Annotated in this window: 29 protein-coding genes; 9 read left to right on the forward strand and 20 right to left on the reverse strand. The window is 58.9% G+C overall.

Annotated elements, in window-relative coordinates; all coding sequences use genetic code 11:
- Window positions 1–8 precede the first annotated feature (8 nt).
- Both DSM14862_RS13230 and DSM14862_RS13235 read left to right on the forward strand, forming a co-directional pair.
- Window positions 9–761 (forward strand): ABC transporter permease, encoded by a 753-nt coding sequence (locus DSM14862_RS13230; RefSeq protein WP_007117764.1) that lies wholly within the window; start codon window positions 9–11, stop codon window positions 759–761.
- Entirely contained in the window at window positions 758–1,528 is a 771-nt protein-coding gene (locus tag DSM14862_RS13235; RefSeq protein ID WP_007117765.1) for an ABC transporter permease, read from the forward strand. The genes DSM14862_RS13230 and DSM14862_RS13235 overlap by 4 nt, the downstream gene beginning before the upstream one ends.
- An 18-nt stretch (window positions 1,529–1,546) precedes the next feature.
- Here the strand turns inward: DSM14862_RS13235 and DSM14862_RS13240 are convergent, their stop codons facing one another.
- Window positions 1,547–2,494: a GlxA family transcriptional regulator gene (locus tag DSM14862_RS13240; RefSeq protein WP_007117766.1), complete on the reverse strand. Its 948-nt coding sequence runs from the start codon at window positions 2,492–2,494 to the stop codon at window positions 1,547–1,549.
- A gap of 73 nt (window positions 2,495–2,567) precedes the next feature.
- Between DSM14862_RS13240 and DSM14862_RS13245 the strand changes: the two genes are divergently transcribed.
- The 7 genes from DSM14862_RS13245 to DSM14862_RS13275 all read left to right on the forward strand — a co-directional run bounded on the left by DSM14862_RS13245 (window position 2,568) and on the right by DSM14862_RS13275 (window position 10,963).
- Window positions 2,568–3,476, forward strand: coding sequence for a BKACE family enzyme (locus DSM14862_RS13245; protein ID WP_007117767.1), 909 nt, complete (start codon window positions 2,568–2,570; stop codon window positions 3,474–3,476).
- On the forward strand, window positions 3,473–4,891 hold the full coding sequence (locus DSM14862_RS13250; RefSeq protein WP_007117768.1) for a carnitine 3-dehydrogenase: 1,419 nt from the start codon (window positions 3,473–3,475) through the stop codon (window positions 4,889–4,891). The genes DSM14862_RS13245 and DSM14862_RS13250 overlap by 4 nt, the downstream gene beginning before the upstream one ends.
- On the forward strand, window positions 4,891–6,051 hold the full coding sequence (locus tag DSM14862_RS13255) for an acyl-CoA dehydrogenase family protein (protein ID WP_007117769.1): 1,161 nt from the start codon (window positions 4,891–4,893) through the stop codon (window positions 6,049–6,051). Before DSM14862_RS13250 ends, DSM14862_RS13255 begins: the two co-directional genes overlap by 1 nt.
- Window positions 6,052–6,061: 10 nt before the next feature.
- The gene (locus tag DSM14862_RS13260; protein WP_007117770.1) at window positions 6,062–8,080 is read left to right on the forward strand and encodes an acetate--CoA ligase family protein; all 2,019 of its coding nucleotides are present in this window, start codon (window positions 6,062–6,064) and stop codon (window positions 8,078–8,080) included.
- Window positions 8,077–8,859, forward strand: coding sequence for a carnitinyl-CoA dehydratase (locus tag DSM14862_RS13265; RefSeq protein WP_007117771.1), 783 nt, complete (start codon window positions 8,077–8,079; stop codon window positions 8,857–8,859). The genes DSM14862_RS13260 and DSM14862_RS13265 overlap by 4 nt, the downstream gene beginning before the upstream one ends.
- Before the next feature lie 72 nt (window positions 8,860–8,931).
- The gene (locus tag DSM14862_RS13270) at window positions 8,932–9,258 is read left to right on the forward strand and encodes a sulfotransferase domain-containing protein (RefSeq protein WP_007117772.1); all 327 of its coding nucleotides are present in this window, start codon (window positions 8,932–8,934) and stop codon (window positions 9,256–9,258) included.
- A gap of 457 nt (window positions 9,259–9,715) precedes the next feature.
- Window positions 9,716–10,963: a hypothetical protein gene (locus DSM14862_RS13275; RefSeq protein ID WP_131541654.1), complete on the forward strand. Its 1,248-nt coding sequence runs from the start codon at window positions 9,716–9,718 to the stop codon at window positions 10,961–10,963.
- A gap of 335 nt (window positions 10,964–11,298) precedes the next feature.
- On the opposite strand, the gene DSM14862_RS13280 is transcribed toward DSM14862_RS13275, so the two are convergent.
- The 19 genes from DSM14862_RS13280 to DSM14862_RS13370 form a co-directional block, all read right to left on the reverse strand.
- Window positions 11,299–12,228 carry a LysR family transcriptional regulator gene (locus DSM14862_RS13280; RefSeq protein WP_243254269.1) on the reverse strand — a complete coding sequence of 310 codons (930 nt, stop codon included), beginning with the start codon at window positions 12,226–12,228 and terminating at the stop codon, window positions 11,299–11,301.
- Window positions 12,229–12,351: 123 nt separating this feature from the next.
- Complete coding sequence (locus tag DSM14862_RS13285) at window positions 12,352–13,266, reverse strand: dihydrodipicolinate synthase family protein (RefSeq protein WP_007117775.1); 915 nt, start codon at window positions 13,264–13,266, stop codon at window positions 12,352–12,354.
- Window positions 13,263–14,690 (reverse strand): aldehyde dehydrogenase family protein, encoded by a 1,428-nt coding sequence (locus DSM14862_RS13290; protein WP_007117776.1) that lies wholly within the window; start codon window positions 14,688–14,690, stop codon window positions 13,263–13,265. Before DSM14862_RS13290 ends, DSM14862_RS13285 begins: the two co-directional genes overlap by 4 nt.
- Window positions 14,691–14,693: 3 nt before the next feature.
- On the reverse strand, window positions 14,694–15,866 hold the full coding sequence (locus DSM14862_RS13295) for an L-rhamnonate dehydratase (RefSeq protein WP_007117777.1): 1,173 nt from the start codon (window positions 15,864–15,866) through the stop codon (window positions 14,694–14,696).
- Window positions 15,867–15,870: 4 nt separating this feature from the next.
- Window positions 15,871–16,899, reverse strand: a complete 1,029-nt coding sequence (locus DSM14862_RS13300) for a 4-hydroxythreonine-4-phosphate dehydrogenase PdxA (RefSeq protein ID WP_007117778.1) — start codon at window positions 16,897–16,899, stop codon at window positions 15,871–15,873.
- Window positions 16,896–18,176 (reverse strand): TRAP transporter large permease, encoded by a 1,281-nt coding sequence (locus tag DSM14862_RS13305; RefSeq protein WP_007117779.1) that lies wholly within the window; start codon window positions 18,174–18,176, stop codon window positions 16,896–16,898. The genes DSM14862_RS13300 and DSM14862_RS13305 overlap by 4 nt, the downstream gene beginning before the upstream one ends.
- Complete coding sequence (locus tag DSM14862_RS13310; RefSeq protein ID WP_007117780.1) at window positions 18,173–18,736, reverse strand: TRAP transporter small permease; 564 nt, start codon at window positions 18,734–18,736, stop codon at window positions 18,173–18,175. The genes DSM14862_RS13305 and DSM14862_RS13310 overlap by 4 nt, the downstream gene beginning before the upstream one ends.
- Window positions 18,737–18,794: 58 nt before the next feature.
- Entirely contained in the window at window positions 18,795–19,778 is a 984-nt protein-coding gene (locus DSM14862_RS13315; protein WP_040700230.1) for a TRAP transporter substrate-binding protein, read from the reverse strand.
- Between the two features lie 259 nt (window positions 19,779–20,037).
- Window positions 20,038–20,766 carry a cytochrome c biogenesis CcdA family protein gene (locus DSM14862_RS13320; protein ID WP_007117783.1) on the reverse strand — a complete coding sequence of 243 codons (729 nt, stop codon included), beginning with the start codon at window positions 20,764–20,766 and terminating at the stop codon, window positions 20,038–20,040.
- Window positions 20,759–21,238 carry a hypothetical protein gene (locus DSM14862_RS13325; RefSeq protein WP_007117784.1) on the reverse strand — a complete coding sequence of 160 codons (480 nt, stop codon included), beginning with the start codon at window positions 21,236–21,238 and terminating at the stop codon, window positions 20,759–20,761. Before DSM14862_RS13325 ends, DSM14862_RS13320 begins: the two co-directional genes overlap by 8 nt.
- Window positions 21,235–21,882 (reverse strand): hypothetical protein, encoded by a 648-nt coding sequence (locus DSM14862_RS13330; protein WP_007117785.1) that lies wholly within the window; start codon window positions 21,880–21,882, stop codon window positions 21,235–21,237. Before DSM14862_RS13330 ends, DSM14862_RS13325 begins: the two co-directional genes overlap by 4 nt.
- Window positions 21,879–22,526 carry an SCO family protein gene (locus DSM14862_RS13335; RefSeq protein ID WP_007117786.1) on the reverse strand — a complete coding sequence of 216 codons (648 nt, stop codon included), beginning with the start codon at window positions 22,524–22,526 and terminating at the stop codon, window positions 21,879–21,881. The genes DSM14862_RS13330 and DSM14862_RS13335 overlap by 4 nt, the downstream gene beginning before the upstream one ends.
- A 56-nt stretch (window positions 22,527–22,582) precedes the next feature.
- Complete coding sequence (locus DSM14862_RS13340) at window positions 22,583–22,882, reverse strand: hypothetical protein (RefSeq protein ID WP_007117787.1); 300 nt, start codon at window positions 22,880–22,882, stop codon at window positions 22,583–22,585.
- A 294-nt stretch (window positions 22,883–23,176) separates the two neighbouring features.
- Window positions 23,177–23,692: a TlpA family protein disulfide reductase gene (locus DSM14862_RS13345; protein ID WP_007117789.1), complete on the reverse strand. Its 516-nt coding sequence runs from the start codon at window positions 23,690–23,692 to the stop codon at window positions 23,177–23,179.
- Entirely contained in the window at window positions 23,689–24,267 is a 579-nt protein-coding gene (locus DSM14862_RS13350; protein ID WP_007117790.1) for a DsbE family thiol:disulfide interchange protein, read from the reverse strand. Before DSM14862_RS13350 ends, DSM14862_RS13345 begins: the two co-directional genes overlap by 4 nt.
- Window positions 24,264–24,740, reverse strand: coding sequence for a c-type cytochrome (locus DSM14862_RS13355; RefSeq protein ID WP_007117791.1), 477 nt, complete (start codon window positions 24,738–24,740; stop codon window positions 24,264–24,266). Before DSM14862_RS13355 ends, DSM14862_RS13350 begins: the two co-directional genes overlap by 4 nt.
- On the reverse strand, window positions 24,737–24,883 hold the full coding sequence (locus DSM14862_RS13360) for a hypothetical protein (protein ID WP_007117792.1): 147 nt from the start codon (window positions 24,881–24,883) through the stop codon (window positions 24,737–24,739). Before DSM14862_RS13360 ends, DSM14862_RS13355 begins: the two co-directional genes overlap by 4 nt.
- 7 nt (window positions 24,884–24,890) lie before the next feature.
- Window positions 24,891–25,385 (reverse strand): DUF411 domain-containing protein, encoded by a 495-nt coding sequence (locus tag DSM14862_RS13365; protein ID WP_007117793.1) that lies wholly within the window; start codon window positions 25,383–25,385, stop codon window positions 24,891–24,893.
- Window positions 25,382–26,329 carry a WD40/YVTN/BNR-like repeat-containing protein gene (locus DSM14862_RS13370; RefSeq protein WP_243254271.1) on the reverse strand — a complete coding sequence of 316 codons (948 nt, stop codon included), beginning with the start codon at window positions 26,327–26,329 and terminating at the stop codon, window positions 25,382–25,384. Before DSM14862_RS13370 ends, DSM14862_RS13365 begins: the two co-directional genes overlap by 4 nt.
- Window positions 26,330–26,332: the final 3 nt, after the last annotated feature.

Raw genomic sequence — 26,332 nt, forward strand, 5'->3', positions numbered from 1 at the left:
CCCGTATCGTGGAGTTCTTCTTCGAAACGCTCGGTCTGACCGAAAGTGCGAAACTCTTGTCCCTCAGCCCGCCGGGCTGGGGAGGCAACCTTCTGCGCGGGCTCGCGAACTCTTTGCAGATCGCGTTCGGCGCTTTCGGCTTTGGTCTGTTGATCGGGCTCTTTGGAGCATACGGCAAGCTTTATGGCGGGGTGGTCCTGCGCGACCTCCTCGCTGTCTACACGACTGTGATCCGGGCGGTGCCTGAACTGGTGCTAATCTTGATCCTCTATTACGTCGGTACCGACCTTATCAATCAGCTCTCGCAGGCGATGGGCTATGGCCGTGTCGAGATCAGTGGTGTTGTCGCCGGTATCTGGGTGCTCGGCGTGGTACAGGGCGCCTATGCCACCGAGGTGTTGCGCGGCGCGATCCAAGCCATTCCACCGGGCCAGATTGAGGCGGCGCGCGCTTATGGCATGCCGCCGCTGATGCTGATGCGCCGGGTTACGATCCCCGCGATGATGTCTTTTGCCACGCCGGGCCTTGCGAACCTGTGGCTTATTGCCACGAAAGATACCGCATTGTTGGCCATCGTCGGCTTTAGCGAATTGACGTTGGAGACCCGACAGGCCGCCGCCAGCACCCGCGCCTATTTCACCTTCTTCCTCGCAGCGGGCGCGCTCTATCTAATTGTGACGCTTTGTTCGGGTGTGGTCTTTGCCCGCATCGAAAAATGGGCGCGGCGCGGCCAGCCGTCGCTGAAAGGAGCGAGCCGATGATCTCTTTTCGCGCTCTGATGCAGCCCCATCGCATTGTCATGCTGGCGCTTTTGCTGGGCGCGGTGGTCTGGTGCGCCGTGGCGCTGCGGTGGGATTGGATACCAGAATACGCCCCACTAGCGCTTGAAGGTCTCTGGCGTACGATCTGGATATTGGTCGTTACCTGTGTGCTGGGCTTTCTTCTAGCCATCCCGCTGGGCCTCGCGCAGGCCATCGGGCCTTGGTACCTGTCCGTCCCTGCGCGGGTATTCTGCACCGTCATCCGGGGCACGCCGCTGCTCTTGCAGATCTGGCTGCTCTACTACGGCCTCGGCTCGCTTTTCCCGCAAATCCCTTGGATTCGCGGCAGTGAACTCTGGCCCTACCTGCGCCAAGCATGGCCCTACGCAGTTCTGGCGCTGACGCTGTCTTACGCGGGCTATGAAGGCGAAGTCATGCGCGGCGCGTTCTCGAGTGTGAATAAGGGACAGCTTGAGGCTGCGAATGCATTCGGGATGCCACGTTTCACCATGTTCCGCCGCATCTGGCTGCCGCAGGCCATTCGCAACGTCCTGCCGACACTGGGCGGTGAAACCATTCTGCAGCTCAAGGCCACACCTCTGGTCGCGACCATCACGGTGGTTGAGCTCTATGCCGTGTCTTCGCGCGTCCGGTCGGATACGTTTATTGTGTACGAGCCACTGATCCTGCTTGCGGTATTTTACATGATCATCGCCGGTATCATTGCGTTGATGTTTCGACGGTTCGAAAACCGGGTGCCGGGATAAGAGACCGAGAGTTACCAATCAGTCGGTTCTCATATCCATAGGCGTCTTGCCGAACTGGGTCTTGAAGGCCCGTGTCATGGAACTTGCGTTTTCGTAACCGCAGCGCGCCGCAATCTCGGCGATGGAAAGATCGGTGCTTTCGGCCAAGCTTCTCGCAGCGATCAGGCGTCTATGCCGATAGACTTGACCCGGCGTCGCATCCAAACTGCGTGCAAACCGCCTTTGCAGGCTTTTCAGCGAACAGCCAAGGTGCTGCGCGATAACCGGGATCGGCACCGGCGCTTCAATATTCTCATCCATAAGGACGAGCGCCCGAGAAACCAGTTTGGAGCGCACAGGCTTGGTATCGGCGGTCCTAAACGGCTGGTTGCTCTGATGCAAAAAAAGCGCCGCGACATCGAGGCGTATGATCTCGCCGCAGTGCTCCCCAATCAGAGAAAGCACCAAGTCAAAGGACGCCATGGCACCACCGCAGGTGATCCGATTGCCATCTATCACAAACCGTTCTTGCCGGGCATCTACCTGCGTAAACGTCTCTGAAAAGCATTCGAACAGATGCCCATGAATTGTCGCGGGCCTGTCGTTCAACTGCCCCGCCGCCGCCAACAGCCAAGCCCCCGTATCGAGCCCCACCAGACATTTTGCGTTTGCGCAAAGGGACCGCAGGGCAGACAGCACCTGACTGCTACACAATGCGAGGTGGCCATAGCTGGCTGTCACCATGAGGTAATCACAGGGTGGCTTCGTCGCTGTGGCCATCTCGGTTTGAACCAGCATCCCACTTGATGAGCGTACTAGGCCACCTGCAAGTGAAAGCAGTCGCCATTCATAGCGCGCCTGCCCGGTAATGCTGTTTGCAGCGCGAAACGGTTCCAACGTGTTGGCCAGGCAATGGTTGGAAAATCCATCGAAAAGCAGCACGTCGATTTTTAAGGTTTCGAACGGCGATTTTGTCTGTTGGTGCATGTTTATGTCTAACACCGCACATCTCAACGGATCAATCTCTGTAGTCTCTCAACACACCTAAGAGGAAACTCAGATGCCCCTGCACATGACCCGTGATGTTTTCATCACCTGCGCCGTGACCGGATCAGGCAGCAGCCAAGATCGCTCACCCCATGTTCCCCGCAGCCCCGAGCAGATTGCCAATTCGGCCATCGCCGCCGCCAAGGCCGGAGCCGCGATTGTGCATTGTCACGTACGCGACCCCGAAACCGGCGTTCCCTCACGTGATCCGAAACTCTACCGCGAAGTGACAGACCGCATCCGCGATGCAGATGTCGATGTGGTCTTGAACCTGACCGCAGGCATGGGCGGTGACATAGTATTTGGCCCGCCGTCCGCGCCGCTGCCGCTGAGCGAGGCCACTGATATGGTCAGCGCCGAAGAACGGCTGGTGCATATCGAAGACTGCCTTCCAGAAATTTGCACTCTCGATTGTGGCACGATGAACTTTGCCGAAGCTGATTATGTGATGACGAACACGCCTGGCATGCTGACGACGATGGGCGCGCGTATGGAAGCGCTTGGCGTGAAGCCGGAGATTGAGGCCTTTGATACGGGGCACCTTTGGTATGCGAAACAGCTGGTTAAAGATGGCGTTTTGTCATCGCCTGCGCTGGTACAGCTGTGCATGGGCATTCCGTGGGGCGCACCCAATGACCTGAACACCTTCATGGCGATGGTCAACAATGTCCCCCACGACTGGAACTGGTCTGCGTTTTCGATTGGCCGGGATGAGATGCCTTATGTTGCCGCATCTGTTTTGGCAGGCGGGCATGTGCGCGTCGGGCTTGAGGACAACCTGTGGCTTGGCAAAGGCGAGCTCGCCACCAATGAGGCGCTTGTTTCGCGTGCCGTGTCGATCATCGAAAACATGGGGGCAACCATCATGGGCCCCGATGCCGTGCGCCAAAAACTTGGCCTGACAAAGCAGGCACCACGATGACCAAAACAGCAGCAATCATCGGTGGTGGAGTCATTGGCGGCGGTTGGGCCGCGCGGTTTGCCTTGTCTGGTTGGGACGTCGCGATTTTCGACCCTGATCCTGAAGCCGAACGCAAAATCAGCGAAGTCATGGCGAACGCGCGACGATCCTTGCCCGCCTTGTCCGAGGTCGCTTTGCCGCCGGAGGGGCAGGTTAAAATCGTCCCCACAATTGCCGATGCCGTCGCAGGCGCAGACTGGATCCAGGAAAGCGCGCCCGAACGGCTTGAGATGAAGCACAAGATCTTTAACGAGATCCAGACCCATTGCCACAAAGACGCGCTTATCGGGTCTTCGACGTCAGGGTTCAAACCCTCCGAGCTTCAGCAAGGGGCGCGGCACCCCAGCCAGATTTTCGTCGCGCACCCGTTCAACCCTGTCTACCTGCTGCCGCTCATCGAACTGGTCGGTGACGTTGCCACGACCACACGCGCGCATGCGGTGCTCGCTGAGCTCGGCATGAAACCACTGAAAGTGCGCAAGGAAATCGACGCACACGTGGCCGATCGCTTTCTCGAAGCGGTCTGGCGCGAGGCGCTTTGGCTGATCAAGGACGGGATCGCCACAACCGAAGAAATTGATGACGCGATCCGGTTTGGCTTTGGCTTGCGGTGGGGACAGATGGGCCTGTTTGAGACCTACCGCATTGCGGGCGGCGAGGCCGGGATGGCCCATTTCATCGAACAGTTCGGGCCCTGCCTGCAATGGCCTTGGACCAAATTGATGGATGTGCCTGAGCTTACGGACGAGTTGGTGCAAATGATCGCCAGCCAATCGGACGCGCAATCAGGCGCACATACGATCCGCGAACTTGAACGCATTCGCGACGACAATCTGGTGTCGATGATGCGATCCCTAAAGGGCCGTGATTGGGGCGCAGGTGCATTGTTGAACTCGCATGACGCCCGCCTTGAGGCCAACGCCGACCCCGACTTTACCAAACCCATCATCAGTGTCGCCCGCGCCATTCCGATTGATTGGACAGATTACAACGGGCACATGAACGAAAGCCGCTATGGGCAGCTGTGGTCAGATGCGGCCGACGCACTCATGCGCATGATCGGGGCCGATGCCGCCTACGTCAAATCGGGCTTCAGCTACTTTACCGCCGACACCCACACCAAGTTTCGCAATGAATGCCATGCCGGCGACAACGTCACCGTGGTCACCACCATTCTTGAGGGTGCGGGCAAAAAGCTGCGGCTGTTCCATGAATTGAAAAATGCGGATGGCGATGTGGTAGCAACCTGCAACCAGTTCCTGCTGCACGTCAGTTTGGAAACCCGCAAATCCTGCGACCCTGCCCCGCACGTCAGTGACAAACTCACATCAATCATCGCGGCCCAAGCCGCCCTGCCAAAGCCGGAGCTTAGCTGATGCATTTTGGATTGAACGAAGAACAAGAGATGATCGTCTCCACCGTGCGGTCCTTCGTCGAAAACGAAATCTACCCCCATGAGGCCGTGGTGGAGCGCACAGGCGAAGTCCCCCCTGACGTTGCGCAGGCGATCAAACAAAAGACGATCGATCTTGGGTTTTATGCCTGCAACTTCCCTGAAAGCGTTGGGGGGGCCGGTCTGTCGCATCTTGAATTTGCGCTGGTTGAACGCGAGCTGGGGCGTGGCTCGATGGCGCTGAACCACTTCTTCGGGCGGCCGCAGAATATCTTGATGGCCTGCAAAGAGGATCAGATCGAACGCTACCTCACCCCCGCCATTCGCGGCGAAAAGATGGATGCGTTGGCCATGACCGAACCCGATGCCGGGTCTGATGTTCGGGGCATGAAATGTTCGGCGAAACGCGACGGCGGTGATTGGGTTTTGAACGGAACCAAGCATTTCATCTCTGGCGCGGATCACGCGGATTTTGTGATCGTCTTTGTGGCAACAGGCGAAGACGACACGCCGCACGGCCCCAAAAAGCGCATCACAACCTTTCTGGTAGACCGCGGCACGCCCGGTTTCACCATCCGCGATGGCTACAAATCGGTCTCGCACCGTGGCTACAAGAACATGATCCTCGAATTTGACAACTGCCGCCTGCCGGATGCGCAGGTTCTAGGCGAGGTCGATGGTGGCTTTGCGGTGATGAACGAATGGCTTTACGCCACGCGGATCACAGTCGCCACGATGTCTGTAGGGCGCGCACGTCGTTGTTTTGACATGGCATTGAATTACGCGGCTGAACGCAAACAGTTTGGTCAGCAGATCGGCAAATATCAGGGCATCAGCTTTCAACTTGCCGACATGATCACCGAGATTGATGCGGCAGAGCACCTAACAATGGCGGCGGCGTGGCGGTTGGATCAGGGTCTGCCTGCCAACCGCGAAATCGCCAGTGCAAAGCTTTATGCGTCAGAAATGCTGGCGCGGGTGACGGATGCCACGCTGCAAATCTTTGGTGGCATGGGCTTGATGGATGATTTCCCCATCGAACGCTTCTGGCGTGATGCGCGGGTTGAACGGATTTGGGATGGGACATCTGAAATCCAGCGCCACATTATCAGCCGCGATCTATTGCGCCCCCTTGGCGCATAGGACCGCGGGTATGAGCGATCTCGAACGTCTCCTCCGACCGCGATCCATTGCCGTGGTCGGCGGCGGGGCATGGTGTGACTCCGTGATCGAGCAGAACCAGAAAATTGGGTTTAAGGGCGATATTTGGCCCGTTCATCCCACGAAAGGCATTGTCGGTGGTTTGCCAGCGTTCAAGACGCTTGCTGATTTGCCGGAGGCACCGGATGCCACATTTATCGGTGTGAACCGCACCGCTACCATCGGACTGGTCGGCGAACTGAACCAGATGGGTGCAGGGGGCGCGGTGTGTTTTGCCAGCGGGTTCAAAGAGACGGCCGACGGCGCGGTTTTGAATGACCAACTGCTGGCCGCAGCGGGCGACATGCCCATCCTTGGGCCAAATTGCTACGGGGTTCTAAATGCCGTTGATCAGGTCGCGCTTTGGCCTGATCAACATGGGTTGGTTCCCGTGGAAACCGGCGTGGCGATCCTGACGCAGTCGTCTAACATCGCGATTAATCTCACGATGCAGCAACGCGGACTGCCGATTGCCTATACCATCACTGCGGGCAATCAGGCTCAACAAGGGCTTGCCAGTATCGCCCAAACTGTCATCCGCGACGACCGCGTGACCGCACTTGGCCTTTATATCGAGAGCTTCGGTGACCTCGCGGCGTTTGAGGAATTGTCGCGGCTCTCGCGCGCGTTAGGCAAACCGATTGTGGCGTTGAAGGTGGGCCGTTCGGAGGAATCGCAACTAGCGACCATTTCGCACACGGCCTCACTCGCAGGAAGCAGCGCCGGTTCGGACGCGGTATTGGCGCGGCTCGGCATTGCGCGGGTCGGCTCCCCCGCCGCACTGCTTGAAACGTTGAAGCTGTTTCACTGCCATAAACGCCTCTCCGGAGCGCGAATTGCGTCGCTGAGCTGTTCAGGTGGCGAGGCGAGCGTCATAGCGGATACCGCCGCGCAATATGGCCTGACGTTTCCACCGCTGACATCCGAGTCAACGAATACACTTTCGCAGCACCTCAGTTCACTGGTCAATCTGGCAAACCCTCTGGATTACCACACGCAAATCTGGCGCGATAAGGCGGCCATGACGGCGGTGTTCGCGGCCATGACAGGCGAGGATATCGATCTGACGCTTGTGGTGCTTGATTTCCCGCGCTTGGACAGTTGCACCGCCGATGACTGGATGATCGCGATCGAGGCGATCGAGGACGCGGCCATTCAAACGGGCCGTCCGTTTGGGGTGGTCGGGTCCATTGTCGAGAACCTTCCCGAAGCGATTGCAAAACGCTTGCTTGGCGCGGGCATTGTGCCGCTGTGCGACTTTGGCACGACCTGTGAAGCGATCAGCGCCGCGTGTATGCCGATTAACCGAGATCATCAGCCCCTGCTGCGCGCGCCCAGCTTTGCGGCTACCACCAGCGTCACCGAAGGCGATGCCAAACTGACCCTTGCAGCATACGGCATGGACGTCCCCAAAATCCGTGCAGGCATAGCGCAAGCAGATGTGGTCGATTGCGCCGAAAAGATCGGTTTTCCCGTGGTCCTAAAAGGCGAAGGTGTCGCCCATAAAACGGAGGCCGGCGCAGTAAAGCTGCACCTCGCAAACGCAGCGCAGGTCAGGGCGGCAGCGCAGGAAATGCAGGCCGAAACCTTCCTTGTCGAAGAAATGATCACCGGCACCGTCGCCGAACTCTTGATTGGCGTCGTCGCGGACCCCGCCCATGGGTTTGTCCTGACCTTGGCCGCGGGGGGGACGCTGACGGAAATTCTGGAGGACGGCCAATCCTTGCTGCTGCCCACGACGGATGCCGATATTCGCCACGCCCTGAGGCAGTTAAGAATAAACCCCCTATTGATCGGTTTTCGCGGTGGTGAGCCGGCTAACATAGATGCCATTGTCGACGCGGTTGTAAGGCTGCAAAACTTTGTCACTGACCACGCCGACGAGGTCGCCGAAATCGAAATCAATCCACTCATCTGTACAAAAGACCGTGCGATCATCGCCGATGCGCTTTTGGTGAAAGGAACAACATGACAAGTCCTGTTAAAACGCGCCGCGAGGGTGCCGTACTTGAGATTACTTTGGACCGCCCAAAGGCCAATGCCATTGATCTGCAAACCAGCCGTCTTCTGGGCGAAACCTTTGCTGCCTTTCGCGATGACCCTGATTTGCGCGTTGCGATTATCACAGGGGAAGGTTCGAAATTCTTCTGCCCGGGTTGGGATTTGAAAGCCGCCGCTGATGGCGACGACGTTGATGGCGATTACGGCGTGGGCGGTTTCGGTGGCCTTCAGGAATTGCGCGACATGAACAAACCGGTGATCGCTGCGGTGAATGGTATTTGTTGTGGCGGCGGACTTGAATTGGCCCTGTCAGCCGACATCATCTTGGCGGCAGATCATGCAAGTTTTGCCTTGCCCGAGATCACCTCTGGCACCGTGGCCGACGCCGCGTCGATCAAATTGCCCAAGCGCATTCCATACCACATCGCAATGGAAATGCTGTTTACAGGCCGCTGGCTGGACGCCGAAGAAGCCAACCGCTGGGGGTTTGTGAACCGCATCCATGCCGCGGATGATCTGATGGCACAGGCGTGGGATATGGCCCGCAAGTTGGCGTCGGGTCCGCCGCTGGTCTTCGCCGCGATCAAAGAAATTGTGCGCGATTCAGAGGATAGCAAATTTCAGGATGCCATGAACCGGATCACCAAACGCCAGCTAAAAACTGTCGACGTCCTTTACGGGTCCGAGGATAACGCCGAAGGGGCGCGCGCCTTTACAGAGAAACGGGACCCGGTTTGGAAAGGGCGCTGATATCGCGGCTGGCTGGACAATGGCGGCGCGCCGTTATGGCCCTATTGGGAAAATGTCCGTGGCTGGTAGGAGTTGCGCGACCTTGCCAACGTGAAACTGATCCACTTTGCCGATCTCAAACGCGATCTTCCCGGCCAAATCCGCAGCATCGCTGCCTTTCTTGACATCGACGTGGCACCGAACACCATGGCGGCCATCCTGCTTCACTGTTCGTTCAACTATATGAAAGAGAATGCCTCTGCCTCGGTGCCGCTGGGCGGTGCCTTCTGGGAAGGTGGCGCAAAGACATTTATCTACAAAGGGACAAATGGGCGTTGGCGCGAACAACTCGGCCGCGATGTGAGTGAAAGGTATCGGGCGCGCGCCGAGCGTGAATTGGGGTACGATTGCGCCCGGTAGTTAGCGCACGGATCCCTCGGCTGATCAAAATCCAATCCCTTTAGCTAAGACGGCCGCCTTTCTGTTCACAAAAGCGGGTGCGTTATTAACAGCTTGGCTCGGAGCGGTCATTAACAGCGCATCGCGTGATTGTCGTCTCTGCGGACGAAGCCGCCCCATGCCACGCTGCAAACTTTGCGGCCGCGAGCCTTATAAATCACGGAGCGATACGCGGCACTCAGCGCGATCTCCCGAAAGCAGTCTTTGAACTCTGCCAGATCAACCCAGTTCGAAACCGGTCATTCGCTGCGCTGGTGTCGGTTGTCGCACATGCGGGACGGAGCCTTATGATGCACAGGCAGCACGGCGTGGACAGCGCGATGCAATTTCCTAAAGCGGCAGTTCGACGACAAGATTTCATATAACGTTTGCCCGCAAAGCAAATAGAAGTTTAAATGGTTTGGGGGGGAGTATTTACGTGACTTGCGTCCAAGAACAGGATTTCACTCCGGCGTCAGGTTTATGTGGACGTGCATTTCAGTTGACGGCTGGAGATGCTGAATTCTCAGTCTTTTTCGCACTGCCTGAGGCGAACGCGAGCTTTCTTTCAACTGCGCCGTACGTAATTCTCCCTTATGCCGCAATGCTCGCTCTCGTGCATGGTGAAGACCTGAATTGCGGCGGAATGACCGCTGATTCAGTTCTGCTGCGCAACATGCGTTGTGCGCTGGAAGAGGTGGTGCGCGCTCATTCCGGATTTCGAGTGCCCCAGATCGTAAATTTGACGGAAGCCCCTGTTGTGGCAAACACATCGGGGCAAACGGGCGTATTTTTTTCTGGAGGAATCGACAGTTTCTTTTCTGTACTCCGGCACCGGAAAGGCGGCGACGCCGACGGTGCCCAGTGGATCGGTCCCGCGACGCACGCAATTCATATCTACCACACGCCAGAGCCCGTTGGCATCGAGGCATTCGAGACCCTCGCCCCGCTGGCAAGCGCCGTCGATGCACTTGGCCTGAGTTTCATCCCTTTGCAATCAAACTACATGACGGCGGATCGGTGCCTCAACGATCATTGGGCGGACCTGGCGCATGGCGCCGGCCTTGCAACCGTGTTGCATCTTTTGTCTGGGGGGCTGCGGCAAGGTCTAATCGGATCGACCCACACTTGGGGGGCATTGGTACCTTGGGGTTCCGGCCCCATTTCCGACCCTCTGTGGTCGGGTCGGCGCATGCAAGTCATCCATGACGATGCCGCCTATGACAGAGTAGAAAAGACTGAATTGATCTCGCAGCACCCAGAAGCCCTGGCGAACCTTAACGTTTGCGATACCCGCGTTGACGGAAAAGGCTACGTCAACTGTTCGGTCTGTCCAAAATGTCTTCGCACGATGCTCACATTGGATCTGTTTGGCAAGAACGAGAGACGAACGGCTCCGGCCTTTGACTGGTCAAACTACAGACCTGCCGCATTCGCTCGTGTCTTTTTGAGAACCGAGAATGACACCACCTTTGCTTTCGCAATTCGTGATCGCGCTCAAACCGCGGATCGACCCGACATCGTGTTGGCCTGCGATGCAGCTTTGCGGCGCGGGCGTTTTTTACGGCCCATCGCCCGGATCGAAGACTTCGTGAAAAACTCGCGTATTGGTCGGCGGTACAGACGTCGTCTAGTCGAATGGCGACGCTCCATTTATAATCGGCTCGGTTTTGCAACTCGGTCATAGCCTCTGTCGAGCTCGCTACCGCTAGCACCAACGTCCGCAATTTCTGCTGCGTTGCGGTATGGATTTCCTATCCTGCGCCAAGACGGAGATGCGTCAGGCGAAAGCGGTGGATACTGGTTAAGACCGCGTCAGCCTCATAGCGGACTTGTGGCAGTGCAACAGTGCTGGCCGAATAGGTGCGACGCACCCGGCCCGAAGCGGACCCTGCTGCTGCCCGTGGTGAACATCCGCTCCCCTACCCTTGCCGACGGGTGCGATCAGTTCCGATCTCATTAGGAGCGCGCGGGATAGCATTATCTCAGAGATTATTTAGGTTTATCGGATAACCGCAGATATCACCCGACGACGGTTTGAATATACCTTACCAGCGCTTCCACATTTGGATCGGGTTCATCCATGTTTGGGATCAATAGGCCATAGCGGCCCATATATCCGTCAAGCTCCACGCCCAGTTCAGTGACCAATCCAGCCTTGATATAAAACCGCGCAACGGAACGCGGCAGAACGGCCAGCCGATTGCTGCGGTTCACCAAGTTCACCGTCATAAGCATGGAAGACGTCTCGAGCCGATTGTTTGGCAGGGCAAGCCCTGCACGCGCAAAAGTCAGTTCGATCGAGGTCCGCATCGGGCTGGGCCGCGGCTGTAATATCCAGTCGTAGTCAAGCAGGTGCTCTAAAGAGAGCGAAGCCGCCTCAACAAGTGGATGAGTTGCCGCGGCGACGATGGACAATTCTTCTGCCCATAGCGGCTCAAAGCGAATGTTACCCATATCAATATGCTCAACTGGCCGACCGAGGGCCAAATCAAGCTCGCCTTCCGTCAATGCTTCGACGAGGTGATCCGATGTTGAGATCGTCAGGTTGATCAAAGGTCCCTTTCCCGACTGGAGCAGGTTGTTGAACACCTCGGTCAGGACGCCGGGGACCGCTTCCATCACCGCGCCCATGCGGACGCTGCCCAATTCTCCGCGTGCCATTGCGCTCATCTGGTTTGTCAGACGATCTATCTCGGTAAGAACGGTGCGAGCATGGCGGGCGGCTTCCGTGCCAAAGGCAGAAGGCTCCATCCCCTTCGAGCCACGCCTAAATAGCTCAACGCCAAGTATCCGCTCAACTTCCTGCAACAGCTTGGTGGCCCCCGGTTGCGACAGATTAAGCGCGCGGGCCGAGGCATGCAGGTTGCGTGTCTCGGATAGGCTGACCACGAGGGCAAGCTGTTTCAGACGCAACCGCGAGAGGGTCGCCATATCAAATCTGTCGCTCACCGAAACCGCCTTCTTCGAAGATGACCCCGCACGGGGCTGTCGCGCGCCATTCGTTGATTGGTCTATCATTCGCATAAGGTGTTGATCGAGCCTAATAATGAATTGAGATCGGGCTGGTTTCGGTTAGGATTTCCCCCAACGGAGGACCATGGGGTCCAGTCTGCGTAGAAGGTCGATAAGGCGGGCGCGGATCGCGGGATGCAGCGGTTCAATCGGATGACGGCTGAATTCGGAGCCGATCACGCCACCCTCTACCATCGCTGCTTTGCACGACCTCCAACCACAAAGGCGATTTTCGTGGTTAATGGCAGGCAGAACTCGGGTATAGGCCTCTACCGCTTCGTCTATCCGCCCTGCCAGATGATGCGTTATGACCGGTTTAATCTGATCCACGATCATGCCCGAGGTCATCGCTCCGCGCGCGCCTGCGTCCAGATCGGCCAGTAGCGTGATGCCCTCTTCGCCGTCAAACGGCCCCTCAATGGCATCCCCGCCCGCTTCAATCAGCGCGCGCATCTTGTTCGCAACAAGGGCACATTCAATCTTGAACAGTTTCACCATTTCGATCTGCTGCGCCATTTTGACCAGCAGCGGCACTGGCAGATCGACCCCAGACATCGGCGCATCCTGAACCATGATCGGAATGCCGACTTCGCCCACCGCCCGGAATTGCTCAAACGTCTGGTCCGGCGATCCTTTCAGCGTTGCACCGTGATAGGGCGGCATCATCATGACCATGTCCGCGCCAAGGTCTTTCGCAAATTGCGCCCGCTCAACGGCGATGGTTGTCGCGTAGTGGCTGATGGTAACGATGACTGGAACGCGGCCCGCCACATGCTCGAGCGACAGGCGCGTCAAGGTCTCGCGCTCGGCGTCCGACAACAGGAACTGTTCCGAAAAATTTGCCAGAACACAGAGGCCGTCCGCACCCTGATCGATCAAACAATCAAGGACGCGGCGCATCCCGTCGAGGTCGAGGCTGCCGTCGGGGTGAAACGGGGTCGGCGCGACAGGCCAGATGCCGGAATACTGGGTCATGGTGCGATATAACTCGTTTTGATTTGTGTATAAAATTCACGGGCGTAGGTGCCCTGCTCCTTGGCGCCATAGCTGGAGCCTTTGCGCCCGCCAAACGGCACGTGATAGTCCACACCCGCCGTGGGCAGGTTGACCATCACCATGCCGGCCTGAATATGGCGGCGAAAATGGCTCGCGTGTTTCAGCGAGGTTGTGCAAATGCCTGCGGACAGGCCAAACTCGGTGTCATTGGCGACGGCCAAAGCTTCATCATAGTCGGCTACCCGGATCACGCTGGCGCAGGGACCAAAGATTTCTTCTCGGCTGCTGCGCATGTCGTTTGTCGCATGGACGAACAGCGCAGGGCGTTGAAAGAACCCCTGCCCGTCCATGGCCTCGCCACCGATCACTTCACAGCCTTCGGAGCGCGCAAGATCGACGTAGGAGAGGTTTTGCTGCAATTGCCGTTCGTCGACGACGGGACCGATCTGGGTTTCCGGGTCGAGCGCATCGCCGACCTTTAGCTTGGCGACTTCGGCCGAAAGCTTTTCCACAAACGCATCGTGAATCCCAGCCGTGACAATCAATCGCGATGACGCCGTACAACGCTGGCCCGTGCTAAAGAAAGCGCCGTTCAGGGAGGCCCCCACGGCCACATCAAGGTCAGCGTCATCCAGCACCACCATGGGGTTTTTGCCACCCATTTCGAGCTGAACTTTCTTGCCGTTTTCGGCGCATTGTACAGCGATCTGGCGGCCTGTCGCGACTGAGCCAGTAAAGCTGATCGCATCGATACCCGGGTGCGCCACCATCTGCGCGCCCACGGTGCGCCCGCTTCCCATCACCAGATTGAACACCCCGTCAGGGCACCCGCTTTCCTTGAGGATATTGGCGATCTCCCAAGCGCAGCCGGGGGTGAGTTCGGCAGGTTTTAGAATGACGCAGTTGCCATAGGCCAGCGCTGGTGCTGCCTTCCACGCCGGAATGGCGATGGGGAAGTTCCACGGCGTGATCAACCCGACCACCCCCACCGGCTCACGCTCGATCATGACCTCAACGCCGGGGCGGACAGAGGGCAACACTTCGCCCCCCAGCCGCAGCGCTTCGCCTGCGAAAAACTTGAAAAGTTGCGCGGCGCGGGTGACCTCACCAATGCCTTCCGCAAGGGTCTTGCCCTCTTCACGGCTAAGCAGGCGTCCCAGTTCATCCTTGCGCGCCATGATGGTAGCGCCAGTCGCCTCGAGCACATCGTGGCGCAGCTGCGGCGTCGCTCCGGCCCAGCCGGGCAAGGCGGCGCGGGCCGCCTCCACAGCAGCATCGACCGATGCGGCATCCCCCCGGGCATAGTTGCCCAGGATGTCATTCGTGTTGGACGGGTTGATGTTCGGCATGGCTTCAGCTTCGGCGACCCATTTGCCGCCGATCAGATTGTCGTAATTCTGCATGGATTACTCCGTTATCTCGAAATTTTTCAGATGCTTGTCGGAGATGGAGATGCCGAGCCCGGGCAGATCATCGTCCAGCTGCAAGAACCCGTCCTGTGCCTCTGGATCGCCTTCAAAGATGTAATAAAACAGCTCGTTACCTACCTCGACGTCGAACACGGGGAAGTATTCTGACATTGGGCAATTCACGTTTGCCATGGTCAGGTGATAGTTATGCATCTGTCCGGCATGGGGGATAACCGGGACCTGAAAGGCCTCGGCAATCGCGTTGATCTTTTGCGCCGCCGTGATGCCACCAACACGGTTGGTGTCATATTGCAGCACGCTGACTGCACCGGAGCGGATCAGATCGGCACAACCAATTACCGAATATTCATGCTCCCCGCCCGAGATCGGCACGATGTTCATGGCGTTCAGCTCGCGGTAGCCGTTCACATCATCTGCGATCACCGGCTCTTCCAGCCAACGCGGCTCATATTTCGCAAGCTTGGGCAGCATCCGTTTGGCATAGTCCAAGTTCCACCCCATGTAGCATTCCAACATGAGGTCGTTATCGTACCCAACCACCTCGCGCAGCGCTTCGACGCGCTTGAGGTTCTCGCGCATGCCCGGCATGCCGTCCTTGGGGCCAAAGCCGAAGCGGGTTTTGAAGGCGGAGTACCCGCCCTTCATCGCTTCTTCGGCCTCGCGCTGCATGGCCTCGACACTGTCGGCGTATAGTTTCGAGTAATAGACCGGGATCTTTTCTTTGGTGCGGCCACCAAGCAGCTTAAACACGGGCTTGTTGGCCAGCTTGCCCATCAGATCCCAGATCGCGATGTCGATGGCTGAGATCGCCGTCATCCCGATCCCTTTGCGGCCCCAGGCGTGGCTGCGGCGGTACATTTTTTCCCAGATATAGGCGTTATCAAAAGGGTCTTCACCGATCACCAGTGGGGCCAGCAGTTCGTCGATTGCTTTCTTTACCACGGTGGGTGCGAGGGCCGCGTTGCCGATGCCGATGGTGCCGTCCTCGGTTTCAACCTCGCAGGTCAACCACTGGTGAAAACGGAATGATGACATCGTATCACCCTTCATCCACAGCGCGTCAGAGGCGTTGGTGCAGAAGTTGCCCTGCGGCGGGACGGTCGGGCCGGTCCAGTTCCAGACACGGGTACGGACAGATTTGATCTTCATGGGTTCAATCCACTTTTATAATGTTTTGGGTCTGGCGGCGGCGCATCCCCATTTCGCAGGCGATGTTCCACGCGGCGCGCATCGGGCCAGGGTTGGCCTTACCCGCGCCGCGGATGTCAAAGGCGGTGCCATGGGCTGGGGTTGTAATCGGCACGGGCAAGCCGCCCTGCACCGTCACCCCCTGCCAAAAGCCCAGCAGCTTGATCGCGATTTGCCCCTGATCGTGGTAAAGCGTGACGATCGCGTCCAACTCCTTGGCCACGGCCTTGAGAAAGATCGTGTCCGAGGGGTATGGCCCCTCGACCGGCAGCCCAAGCGCCTTGGCCCGTTCGACCGCCGGAATGATAATGTCGATCTCTTCGGTGCCAAAATTGCCGTTGTCGCCGTTGTGTGGGTTCAAGCCGCAGACACCAATGCGTGGTTGCGCGTTGCCGCCTGCGATCAATGCATCATGGATCAAGCGCGTGGCCTCAATGATCTTGTCCTCGGTGATCAGATCGGCCACGTTGCGCAGGGCGACATGACTGGTCACGCGGCTGGTCCACAGCCCTTCCATCACGTTGATCTCTGACACCGAGCCGTTGTGGCCCAGCCGGTCCGCGAACCAGTGCAATTCGTCCGATTGGGTCATGCCCGCCGCGTGCAGCGAGGCCTTGTTCAGTGGAGCAAAGACCAACGCGTCGGCAGCCCCCTTCGCCACCATGTCGAGACCATAGCCCAGTGTCTCAAGGCAGTGCTGCCCCCCGGCGGATGTCGCTTCGGCGCGTGCCCACTCCCGCCCGTCCTTACCGATGCTTAAAAACAATGGCAGGTCGGGGTCGTCGTTTAGCGCGGCAGCATCGGAAACGCGCTTATAGTCAAAGCTGGTCCCGGCGATGGACATGCCGTCCTGTAATTCAGCCTCGTCGCCGACGATCAGTACATCGGCCGCCTTGCAAGCTTCTGCGTCGCTCAGCAGTCGCGCCACCAGCTCAGAGCCGATGCCCGCAGGGTCGCCTAAGGTCAGGATCAGGCGGGGTTTTTCCGAACTCATTGCATATACTCCGTCAAAACGAGCGATACCGATGGCACATAGGTCACCAGCAAAAGGATGAAGGCGAGCACGCCGATGAAAGGCAGATTGGTCCGCGAAGTTTCCCAGATGCCGGCCTTGGCGATGGAGCACGAGGTGATCAGCACCGATGCGACGGGGGGTGTCTGCTGACCAATGGCGAGGTTCAGCGTCACGATGATGCCGAAATGCACGGGGTCGATCCCAACAGCGGTGACCAAAGGCATCACAACAGGCACTACCAGAATGATCGCGGCGGCACCGTGTAGGAACATGCCCAGCACCAGCAGCAGCACGTTCAGCAGCGCCAGTACGATCAGCGGATTGGTTGTCACTTCGGTGATCTGCGCGGCAAGCTGCTGCGGCACCTGCGCCTGCGTCAGGAACAGCCCTAGCGCAGCGGATGAGGCCACGAGCAGCATCACGACGCCGGTCTGGCTGACGCCTTCCAACATGGTGCGCCGCAGACGCCAGATGTCGAGATCACGGTAGATGAACAGCCCGATCACAAGGGCAGCCAAAACAGCAAGCCCTGCCCCTTCCGTCGCCGTCACAAGGCCCGAGAAAATACCGCCGAGGATGATGACCGGCATGGTCAACGCCCAGAACGCTTCACGGAACGTGCGCTTGATGTGCTTTAGGTCAAACCCTTCGCCGCGCGGCAGATCATAGCGGATGGCCAGGAAATAGGTCACCAGCATCAGCAATCCGCCCCCCAGAACGCCCGGAATGATGCCCGCGACAAAGAGCTTTAGCACAGATGTCTCCGCAATCGCGCCGTAGAGGATCATTGGGATCGACGGTGGAATGATAATCGCAAGCGAGGCGGAAGAAGACGTGATCGCCGCCGCCAAAGTGCGGGAATAGCCGCGCCGCTTCATCTCTGGGATCAGAACAGTCCCGGTCGCGGCCACGTCGGCCACGGCAGAGCCGGAGATTTCGGCAAACACCATCGAAACACCAATGTTGACCATGCCAAGCCCGCCACGCACAAAGCCGATCAGCGCTGAGACGAAGTTGATCAGCCGCACCGAAATGCCAGAGGTGTTCATCAAGTTGCCCGCCAGAATGAACAGCGGGATCGCGATCAGAGGGAAAGACGTGGCACCCGAATAAAGCGCGATCGTCATGTCATAAAGCTGGTTGGTGCCGGTGGTGAGGACGAAGCCGCCAATCGACACCAGGCCAATAGCGACGGCAATCGGCACATTGATCAGGATCAGGCCGATCAGCACAATTGCAGCAATCAGGAGTGTCATTTCTGTTCTTTCTTGAGTGAGAGCGTCGCGGCTTCGGCCTCGGCTTCTGCGATAGCATGCTCGATCTCGGCATGTTCACGGTCGATACCGGAGGCAACTTCGCGCAGGGCCCGAGGCATGGTCATGATTGTGCCAATGATCATCAGCACGGCAGTAACCGGAATAACCGATTGCACGATGTCCAAGGTCAGCCAGCGCAAGCTAAGCAGCGAGTCGTAGGCAGCTACGCGGAGGACAGCATAGCCGAACCAACCCGTAATCGCGAAATAGGCCAGCACCAGCAATTCTGAGAACAATGCCACCGCAAGCGCTAGGTTTCGCGGAAGGGCCGAAACCAGACCCGCAAAACCCATATGCTGGCGCAAAAACACCGCATAGGTCGCGCCAAAGTAGGTGAGCCATGCCAGCAGCACGCTGGCAATTTCATCATACCAACTGGGCGAAGACCCCAGATAGCGCATGGTGGTTGAGTAGATGACGGCGCAGGTAAGCGTCAGAAGCAAGACCAAGCAAATGGTCTCGATCAGACGTAGCAACGTCTTTTCCGCAAGTTGGATCATTGGGGGTTCCTATTTGGTATCGGCCAAGGCACGCCTTGGCCGACTGGGGTCGATCAGTTTACTCGGCCAGAGCCTGCGCGCGGCTGACCAGTTCAGCTCCGCCAGAAACCTGTGCGGCAAAGGCTTCATAAACCGGAGCGGAAGCAGCTACGAAAGATGCCTTATCGGCTTCGTTCACTTCCACACCCGCCGCACGGACTTTCTCAACCAGCTCGTTGTCGGCGGTTTCACCTTCGGCAAGCGACCAGTCCTGCACGGTGGCAGCGACGTCGGTGACGGCGGCCTGCACGTCGGCTGGCAGCCCGCTCCAGGTGTCACTGCCGGTGGTCAGGTAGGTCGGCGAATAGACGTGACCTGTCAGGCTGAGGTGCTTCTGTACTTCCTGAAAATTCGCGCCGACGATGTTTGTCAGCGGGTTTTCCTGCCCGTCCATCGTGCCGGTCTGCAAGGCTACGAAGACTTCCGAGAAAGACATCGGCGTCGGGTTGGCCCCCCATTCCTTGAACATCGCAACGCGCCATTCGGACGATGGCGTTCTGATCTTCAGACCTTCCAAATCGGCGGGTGTGTTGATCGCGCGTACAGAGTTGGTAATCTGGCGAAAGCCGTTTTCCCATGTGGACAGGACATGCAGGCCTTGATCCTCGGCCTTTGGCGCAAGTTCGGTCATGACGATTTCCGCGTCAATCGCCTTGAGGTGCGCCCGGTCCTTGACCAGAAAGGGCATGTCGAACAGAGCAAATTCAGGGGCCACGTTGGTCATAATGGACGAAACCAGCGTGAACTGAACGGTGCCGAGGCGCAACTTTTGAAGCAGCTCTTTTTCATCGCCCAACTGTCCGTCGGCATAAAACTCAACCTTATGCGCGTCGCCCAGTTTCGCCTGTAGATCTGTTGCAAACTTCTCGGCGCTCCGACCTTGCAGACTGTTGGATGCGGCCCCAACTGCCACGATATAGGTATCGGCCATAACGGGACTGGCGGCCAACATGGACGTCGTGATGAACAGACTCGCAGCCAAGCTGCAGCTAATTTTTTTCATGATTTTCCTCCTCCAAGGTGCAGGTTTGCCGATTATTTAGAGCAGCCCCTACTGGACAAATGGCTAGATGAGATGGCTCGCGCTGCCAAATAGAAAGGCGTGATCTATTGATAACCTATGGATATTGATAGCCCGCATAATTCAACCGGTTACTAATCGGTCAGGCTTCCGCGACTGAGGGGTGAGCCCCTCCCGCGAACCCTCCTCGGCATTCTCGTTTTAGAGCAGACCTATCATCAAAACGCTCCCGGCGTAGATTTCACCCAATTGTCCCCAACACTGGGAAGGTTTCCAATAACCACCACGAAAAAGCGCTCAGTTGGCCCGTCATCATCGCGATCCCCATGAGGACCATGACCCCGCCTGCCACTTGATGCAGACGCCGCCCAACCGCACCAATCGCCCGCAGGCGCGCTGCGACCTGATCGGTAAAGGCGGCCACGATCAGAAACGGCACCCCAAGCCCTGCCGAATAGATCGCCAATAGCCAAACACCTTCCGATACCGTGGCGCTTGCCGCACTGGCCGTCAGGATTGCGCCGAGGATCGGTCCGATACAGGGGGTCCAACCAAAGCCGAAAGCGAGGCCCAGCACATAGGCCGCCACCGGCTGCCCGCCGGGCAGATCGAGGTTGAACCGCAGGTCACGCTCCATTGATTGAATGCGCGCGGCCCCCAGCATGAACAGCCCAAAAAGGATCACAACAGCGCCCCCGATAAGGTTCAGCTCAAACCGCCAGCGCAAGAGCGACTGCCCCAATGCTGTGGCCGATGCACCGAGCGCCATGAAGATTGTTGAGAACCCCAACACGAAACAAAAGCTCAGCCACACCGCTTGGCCACGGCTGCGCGCCGCGCCCGTGGGTCCAGTGCGCCCGGCGATATAGGAGACGTAGCCCGGCACCAGTGGCAAGACGCAGGGCGAGACAAAGGAGATCGTCCCGGCCAGCAAGGCGGCGATCACCCCGAGGGAGGAGACATCAAACATTAAGCCCCCCTCTGTGTGGAGAGGAGAGCTTTAGTGCGCCAAAGTAGGCTACGAATGGGACGACGAGCCATTGCAACATCGGCGTGAGACCTGCGTCAATAAACGGGATGACTGGCATAATGTCGCGGTAGGCCCAAGCCTCGCGGACCTCAATGTTGAGCCATTCGCTAAAGATCGTATAGCCAAATCCGATCGCAAGCATCGCGCCAAAAACGGGATAGACCCGCGCCTGCGGCCATGCGCCTGTGCCAAAGAAAAACAGTGCGAGCAGAAGGCTGCTCATGGCGATCTGCAGGTCGCCTCCGGTGCAGTGAACCACGGCAAAGACGATCTCGCCCCATGTCCCCTCAACCCAAATTGTGTAGAGCGGAATATGGGCAACCTCCCAAAGAAGGTGCCCCAGCAGCGTGAACAACGCAAAGCGGCGCAGGGCGGTGAGCCAGTGTGGCCTGTCCAAACGTTGGCTTGTCATTGAAACCACCCCGTTATGCGCTGCCAAAAACCGGGTTCGGCATGAGGCCGCTGATGCGTCAGCCCGTTGATGTAGAGCACGAGGTTCGTCGGCTTAAAGTCTGCGCCGTGAAATATGCCAACCTGCGCGCCCTCACGGTTGAGCAAATGCACCATGGGGTCTTCGTTTGTCCGGCCACTTGCCGAGGCGAAGGCATTCACCGTGTCGCCAAAGCGCTCGGCGTCGGACAGTTGTGCAGACGTCCAGTTCTGCTCTGCCGGGGCCGCAGAGCCCGTATCGCGCAGGGTGACAAAGGCGACCATCTCGCGCATGGCACTGGCATTGAGCGCGGAGAGCGTTTTGCCGAGTTGTTCCTGCTGCGCATCACAGGGGCTACCGCAAGCACCAGGGGCAAAACTAAGCACCGTGATCTTGCCCCTCATTGCGCCCAGAGACCCCGTGGCCCCATCTGGCGCCACCCATTTCACATCCCGCACCTCTTGGGCGGTGATGGGTTCAAACGCGGCTTCTTTATCGGCCATCGCTTGGCTCAGGTTCTCCCCGGGGTGGTTCGCGAAAGCGGGTGTTACAGTCAGCAGGGCCACGGCACATATGTGCGCGGCCTGCGACGCGCGACGGGCTGACGATGGAAATTTCTGTGTCACTGGTTTCTCTTCTCTTTCGCGATGCGCATAGAAATTTGTTCGGCCATTTCCTCGGCGGGTTGCGCGCTTTCAAGAAAGACAGCATCGAACCGACCATCCGGAGCCATCAGGTAAATGTGGCCCGCATGGGCCATGATGTAGCCGTCAGCCGCGTCCTCGTTCGAGAGCATCTCATGGTAGACCTTGAAGGCCTCCGCAGTCGCAGCCACCTGCGCTTTGTTCCCCGTCAGCCCGATCAACTGGGGGTGGAAGTTCGCAATATAGCCTTTGAGAACCTCAGGCGTGTCGCGCTCTGGGTCCACGGTCACAAACAGCGGGGCAACTTGGCTTGCGTCAGACCCAAGCTGATCAAGCACGCTGCCCATATAGGCCAAAGTGGTTGGGCAGATGTCGGGGCAATGGGTGAAGCCGAAGAATACAAGCTGCCAGCGACCTTTGTAATCGTCCTGCGTGACAGTCTGGCCGTCGTGGTTAATTAACGTGAAATCGGAACGAATATCCGCGTCGCCGCGATAGACGGGCTGATGCGAAGGGATATGGCCGGGGCGCATCACGGCGAAACCCGCAAGGGCAACGGCGGCGGCAATTGCGGCGGTCCAAAGGGCAATGCGAAGCCGACGGTGGGTCGGGGTGATCTTTGTCATAGTCTGTCTTTCAATGGGGTGATCCGCCCGCCGCTTGGACGGGCGAACCAAGAGCGTCAGCCTTTTTGATCTTCGGAATGATGCGTTTCCATATGCTCGTTCATGGACTGCATCATCTTGTTGCAGTTCTCCATCATCGGTCCCATCTCGGCCATCATCTTCATCATGGGCATCATACCTTCCATGCCTTCCATACCTTCCATGCCCTTCATGTCAGCCATGTCGCCTTTCATATGGTGGCCCTTGGCCATCGGCATATCGCCCGCCTCGGGTTTTGCCTCCTGCGCCTGCGCGAGAGAGGCGGCAAACATAAAGCCTGTCAGGGCTGCGGTGGTAAGTTTCACTGTATAAGTCATGTCAGTTCCTTTTGATTGAGGTTCAGTCTGTCGGGGCGTCCGGCTTTGCCACCGGATCGTTTTTGGCGCAGCTTGAGCCGCCGCGCATGCACAGCCCCAAAGCACACATGGCGGCACAAGGGGCGAGGCTGAGAAGCAAAGGCGCGGCCCCCACGGCGGTCAGCCAGTCTCAATTCAGCGCGGCCCCTCCGCCGATGGCGGCAAAGCCCGTCAGCATGAGGGTTTGGCGCCGCGCGGGCATAGGGATCGCGAAGGAGGGCCGGATTGCTTTTGAGAGTTGGGTCACTGTTGGGTTCATCCCTTTGTGATGACGCGTTGGATTTGGGAAATGGCCGCCGGGCTGTCCCACGCGGCGGGGCCGACCTTGCGGGCAACCTCGCGGCCTTGGGGGTTGACCAGCAGCGTCGTGGGCAGGCCGACAACGCCAAAGGCCATCATCCCCCGCAGCTGGTCTGCCAGATAAAGGTCGAGATGCGTGATGGCGATCTCGGCATAAAAGGCGCGCACGGCGTCGAACCCGCCCTTGTCGATTGAGAGCGCAAGAACGTGAAACTCCGCCCCGCCCAATCGCGCCTGAAGCCGGTCAAGGGTGGGCATTTCATGGCGACAAGGCGGGCACCATGTTGCCCAGATATTGAGCAATACCGTCCGGCCACGAAAGTCCGCCAAAGTCAGACTCCGCCCTGCCCCATCCGTAATGGGCGGCGACAGCATCGGCAGGGGCTTTTGATGTTCCGCCATGACAGTGCGCGCGGCGGCAGGCGAAGCCCCAAGCGCCAGCGCGCCGCCCAGAAAACCACGCCGCCTCATGCGTTCTGCTCCTGCTGCAAACGCCGCACCACGGGAAGAATATCTTCCTCCAGCGAGCGTCGATTGAACGGGCCGACATGTTTGTAAGCGATGCGCCCTTTAGCATCGATCACAAAGGTTTCCGGCACGCCGTAAACGCCCCAGTCAATCGCAGTTCGGCCCGAGCTGTCGGCACCGATCCGGTCATAAGGATCGCCAAGCTCCGCAAGGAACCTGCGGGCGGCGGCGGGCTTGTCCTTGAGGTTGATGCCGTGGATCGGCACGCTGTCGGTTTGGGCCAGCTCCACCAACAGTGGCATCTCAACCCGACACGGCACGCACCACGAAGCCCAGACGTTCACGAGAGACACTTCGCCGCGCAGATCAGCCGTCGTGAGCCCCTTCCCGCGCCCTTCGATGGGCGGCAGATCAAACGCGGGAATGTCCCGGCCGATCATCGTGCTGGGCAGGCCATCGTCGTTGTTGAACAGCCCCCAGAGAAACGCCGCCGCGATGGCCCCGAATACCATCGCAGGCAGGGCCACAATGAACCGCAACCACCGTGGCTTGCGGACAGGCTGTCTGTCCTTGCTCATGCTCCGCCCTCATCCTTGGCGGTGACTTCAGCCTGAAAGCCGCGCTCCCGCTCGGGCCAGGTGCTTTTGATATAGCCAAGGATCGCCGTGATCTCTGCGTCACTCAGGATGCTGTCGAACACCGGCATGTCACTTTCATAGCCCGGCACGACCGAAGCCAGTCCGTTCTTGGTAATATCAAAAATCTGCTGATCGGCATGGTGCCACGTATGGCCAGTTTCATCATGCGGCGGCGCGGGCATGCGGCCAGTGTCGAGCCGCCTGCGCCAGTCCGGCTGACCTTCGAGATCGGCGCCGTGGCAGGAGGCGCAGCTCTCGGCATAAAGCCCCGCGCCACGCTCGATCATCTCTGCGTCCACCGGCACGCCGAGCACGGCGAGCGCCGGGGGGCTGTCCTCCTTCCCCCCGGCCCAGACAGCGACCGCCGCCGCGCCTGCGATACCGATCACGGCGGTCAGACCCAACCGGTTCATACGGGCCGCCGTAGGTATTTGACCAAGGCCAGCGCGCCCAGCACCAGCACCGCCAGCACCAAGAGGAAGAGCACGCCACAGGCGATCATCATTCCGACCGACATCGGCCCATTCATCATAGTTCCGTTCATCATGTCCATCATTCTATCCTCATTCATTTGAATACACGGCCACGCCGTCCTCACCGAAAGCGTAGGTCTTGAGCGTGCCGCTCTTGCCTGCCATGCCGGGCGCGTTCTGGGGCATACCCGGCAGCGTGATGCCGGTGACCTCGGGGCGCTCGGATGTCAGGCGCTGGATAATCTCAACAGGCACCAGACCGCTGACGTAATAGCCATCGACCTCGGCAAGGTGGCACCCCAGCCCCTGTTCCGGCACGCCGACCTCGACCGAGCGTTTGTCAAAATCTCGGTCGTCGATGCGGGTCACGTGATAGCCGTTCTCTTCGGCAAAATCGGCATAGGCATCGCAGCAGCCACAGGACGGGTCGCGCCAGATGGTCATTTGGCGATCTGCAGGGACAGTGCTTGCCACGGTGTCGGCGGGCGGCGTGTTGTCGTTTTCCGCCATGCCGAAGGTGGCGAAACCGATGATACCGGCGGCGGTGAGGGCCGCGGCCGCGCCGAGGGTGAATTTGCTGTTCATGTCTGGTCTCCTTGAGGGATATTGAGGGGATCAAAGGTCAGGCCACCATCGCGGCTGACCGAAAGAGTGCCGTCGCGAACGGCGACAAGGTGTTCAGGGTCGGCAGGGTCGACAGCCAGCGCGTCGATCTTTCCCGCCGCCGCACGCGTCCAATTCACGCCCGCGTCTGTCGAGGTCCAAAGGCCAGTCGCCAGCCCAGCGTAGAGCCGTTCAGGCGCTTTGGGGGAGAGTGCCAGATGGGTGATCGGCTGGTCTTCGGGCAGAGGTTTGGCAGGCGGCGGCGTTTTGCCCGCAGCCAGCGCATCCATCGCATCGTCCGCGGTCACATCCTGCCAGCGGCAAAAGCAATCCGGCACGCGGGTCAGCCCGGCGTCGGTCCCGGCATAGAGCCAGATGCCGCCCATGCCAGTCGGATTGCCCACCGAGACAAGCGTCAACACCTCGCGTTCGGCCCCATCGAGATAAGGCCGGTCCATGACGAATTCCCAGCTTTCTCCTGCGTCTTGGCTGCGCCAAAGCCCGTCGTTTGCAAGGGCGGCATAGAGCATGTCTGGCTCAAGCGCGGCCTGGGTGAGCGCGGTGACGCGGGTCGCAGGCAAGCCCGCGCTGGCGTCTGCCCATGTGCGTCCCCCATCCCGGCTGCGCATAAGGCCGACAGGATCAACCGCCGCGAACAAAGTGCCCGGAGTCTCTGGGTGGCTGGTGATCGCGGTGAGTGATCGCTCCAGCGGAATGTGCTGGATGCCGCTCGGGGCGGACACGCGCCAAAGCTTGCGCTTTGAAGCCGCGACGAGTGCATCGCCGTCATAATGCAGCGCACGGACCGCCGCCCCCGTTGTCGTCGCGAGGGAGGCATGAGGAAGGATCAGCGTCGCCCCAATTGCGGCAAGCCCGCCGGACAGCACACGCCTGCGCGACATATCGCGCGATGGATGAATAGACATAAA

Origin of the sequence: Sulfitobacter indolifex, from assembly GCF_022788655.1 — a bacterium.
GTDB lineage: Bacteria > Pseudomonadota > Alphaproteobacteria > Rhodobacterales > Rhodobacteraceae > Sulfitobacter > Sulfitobacter indolifex.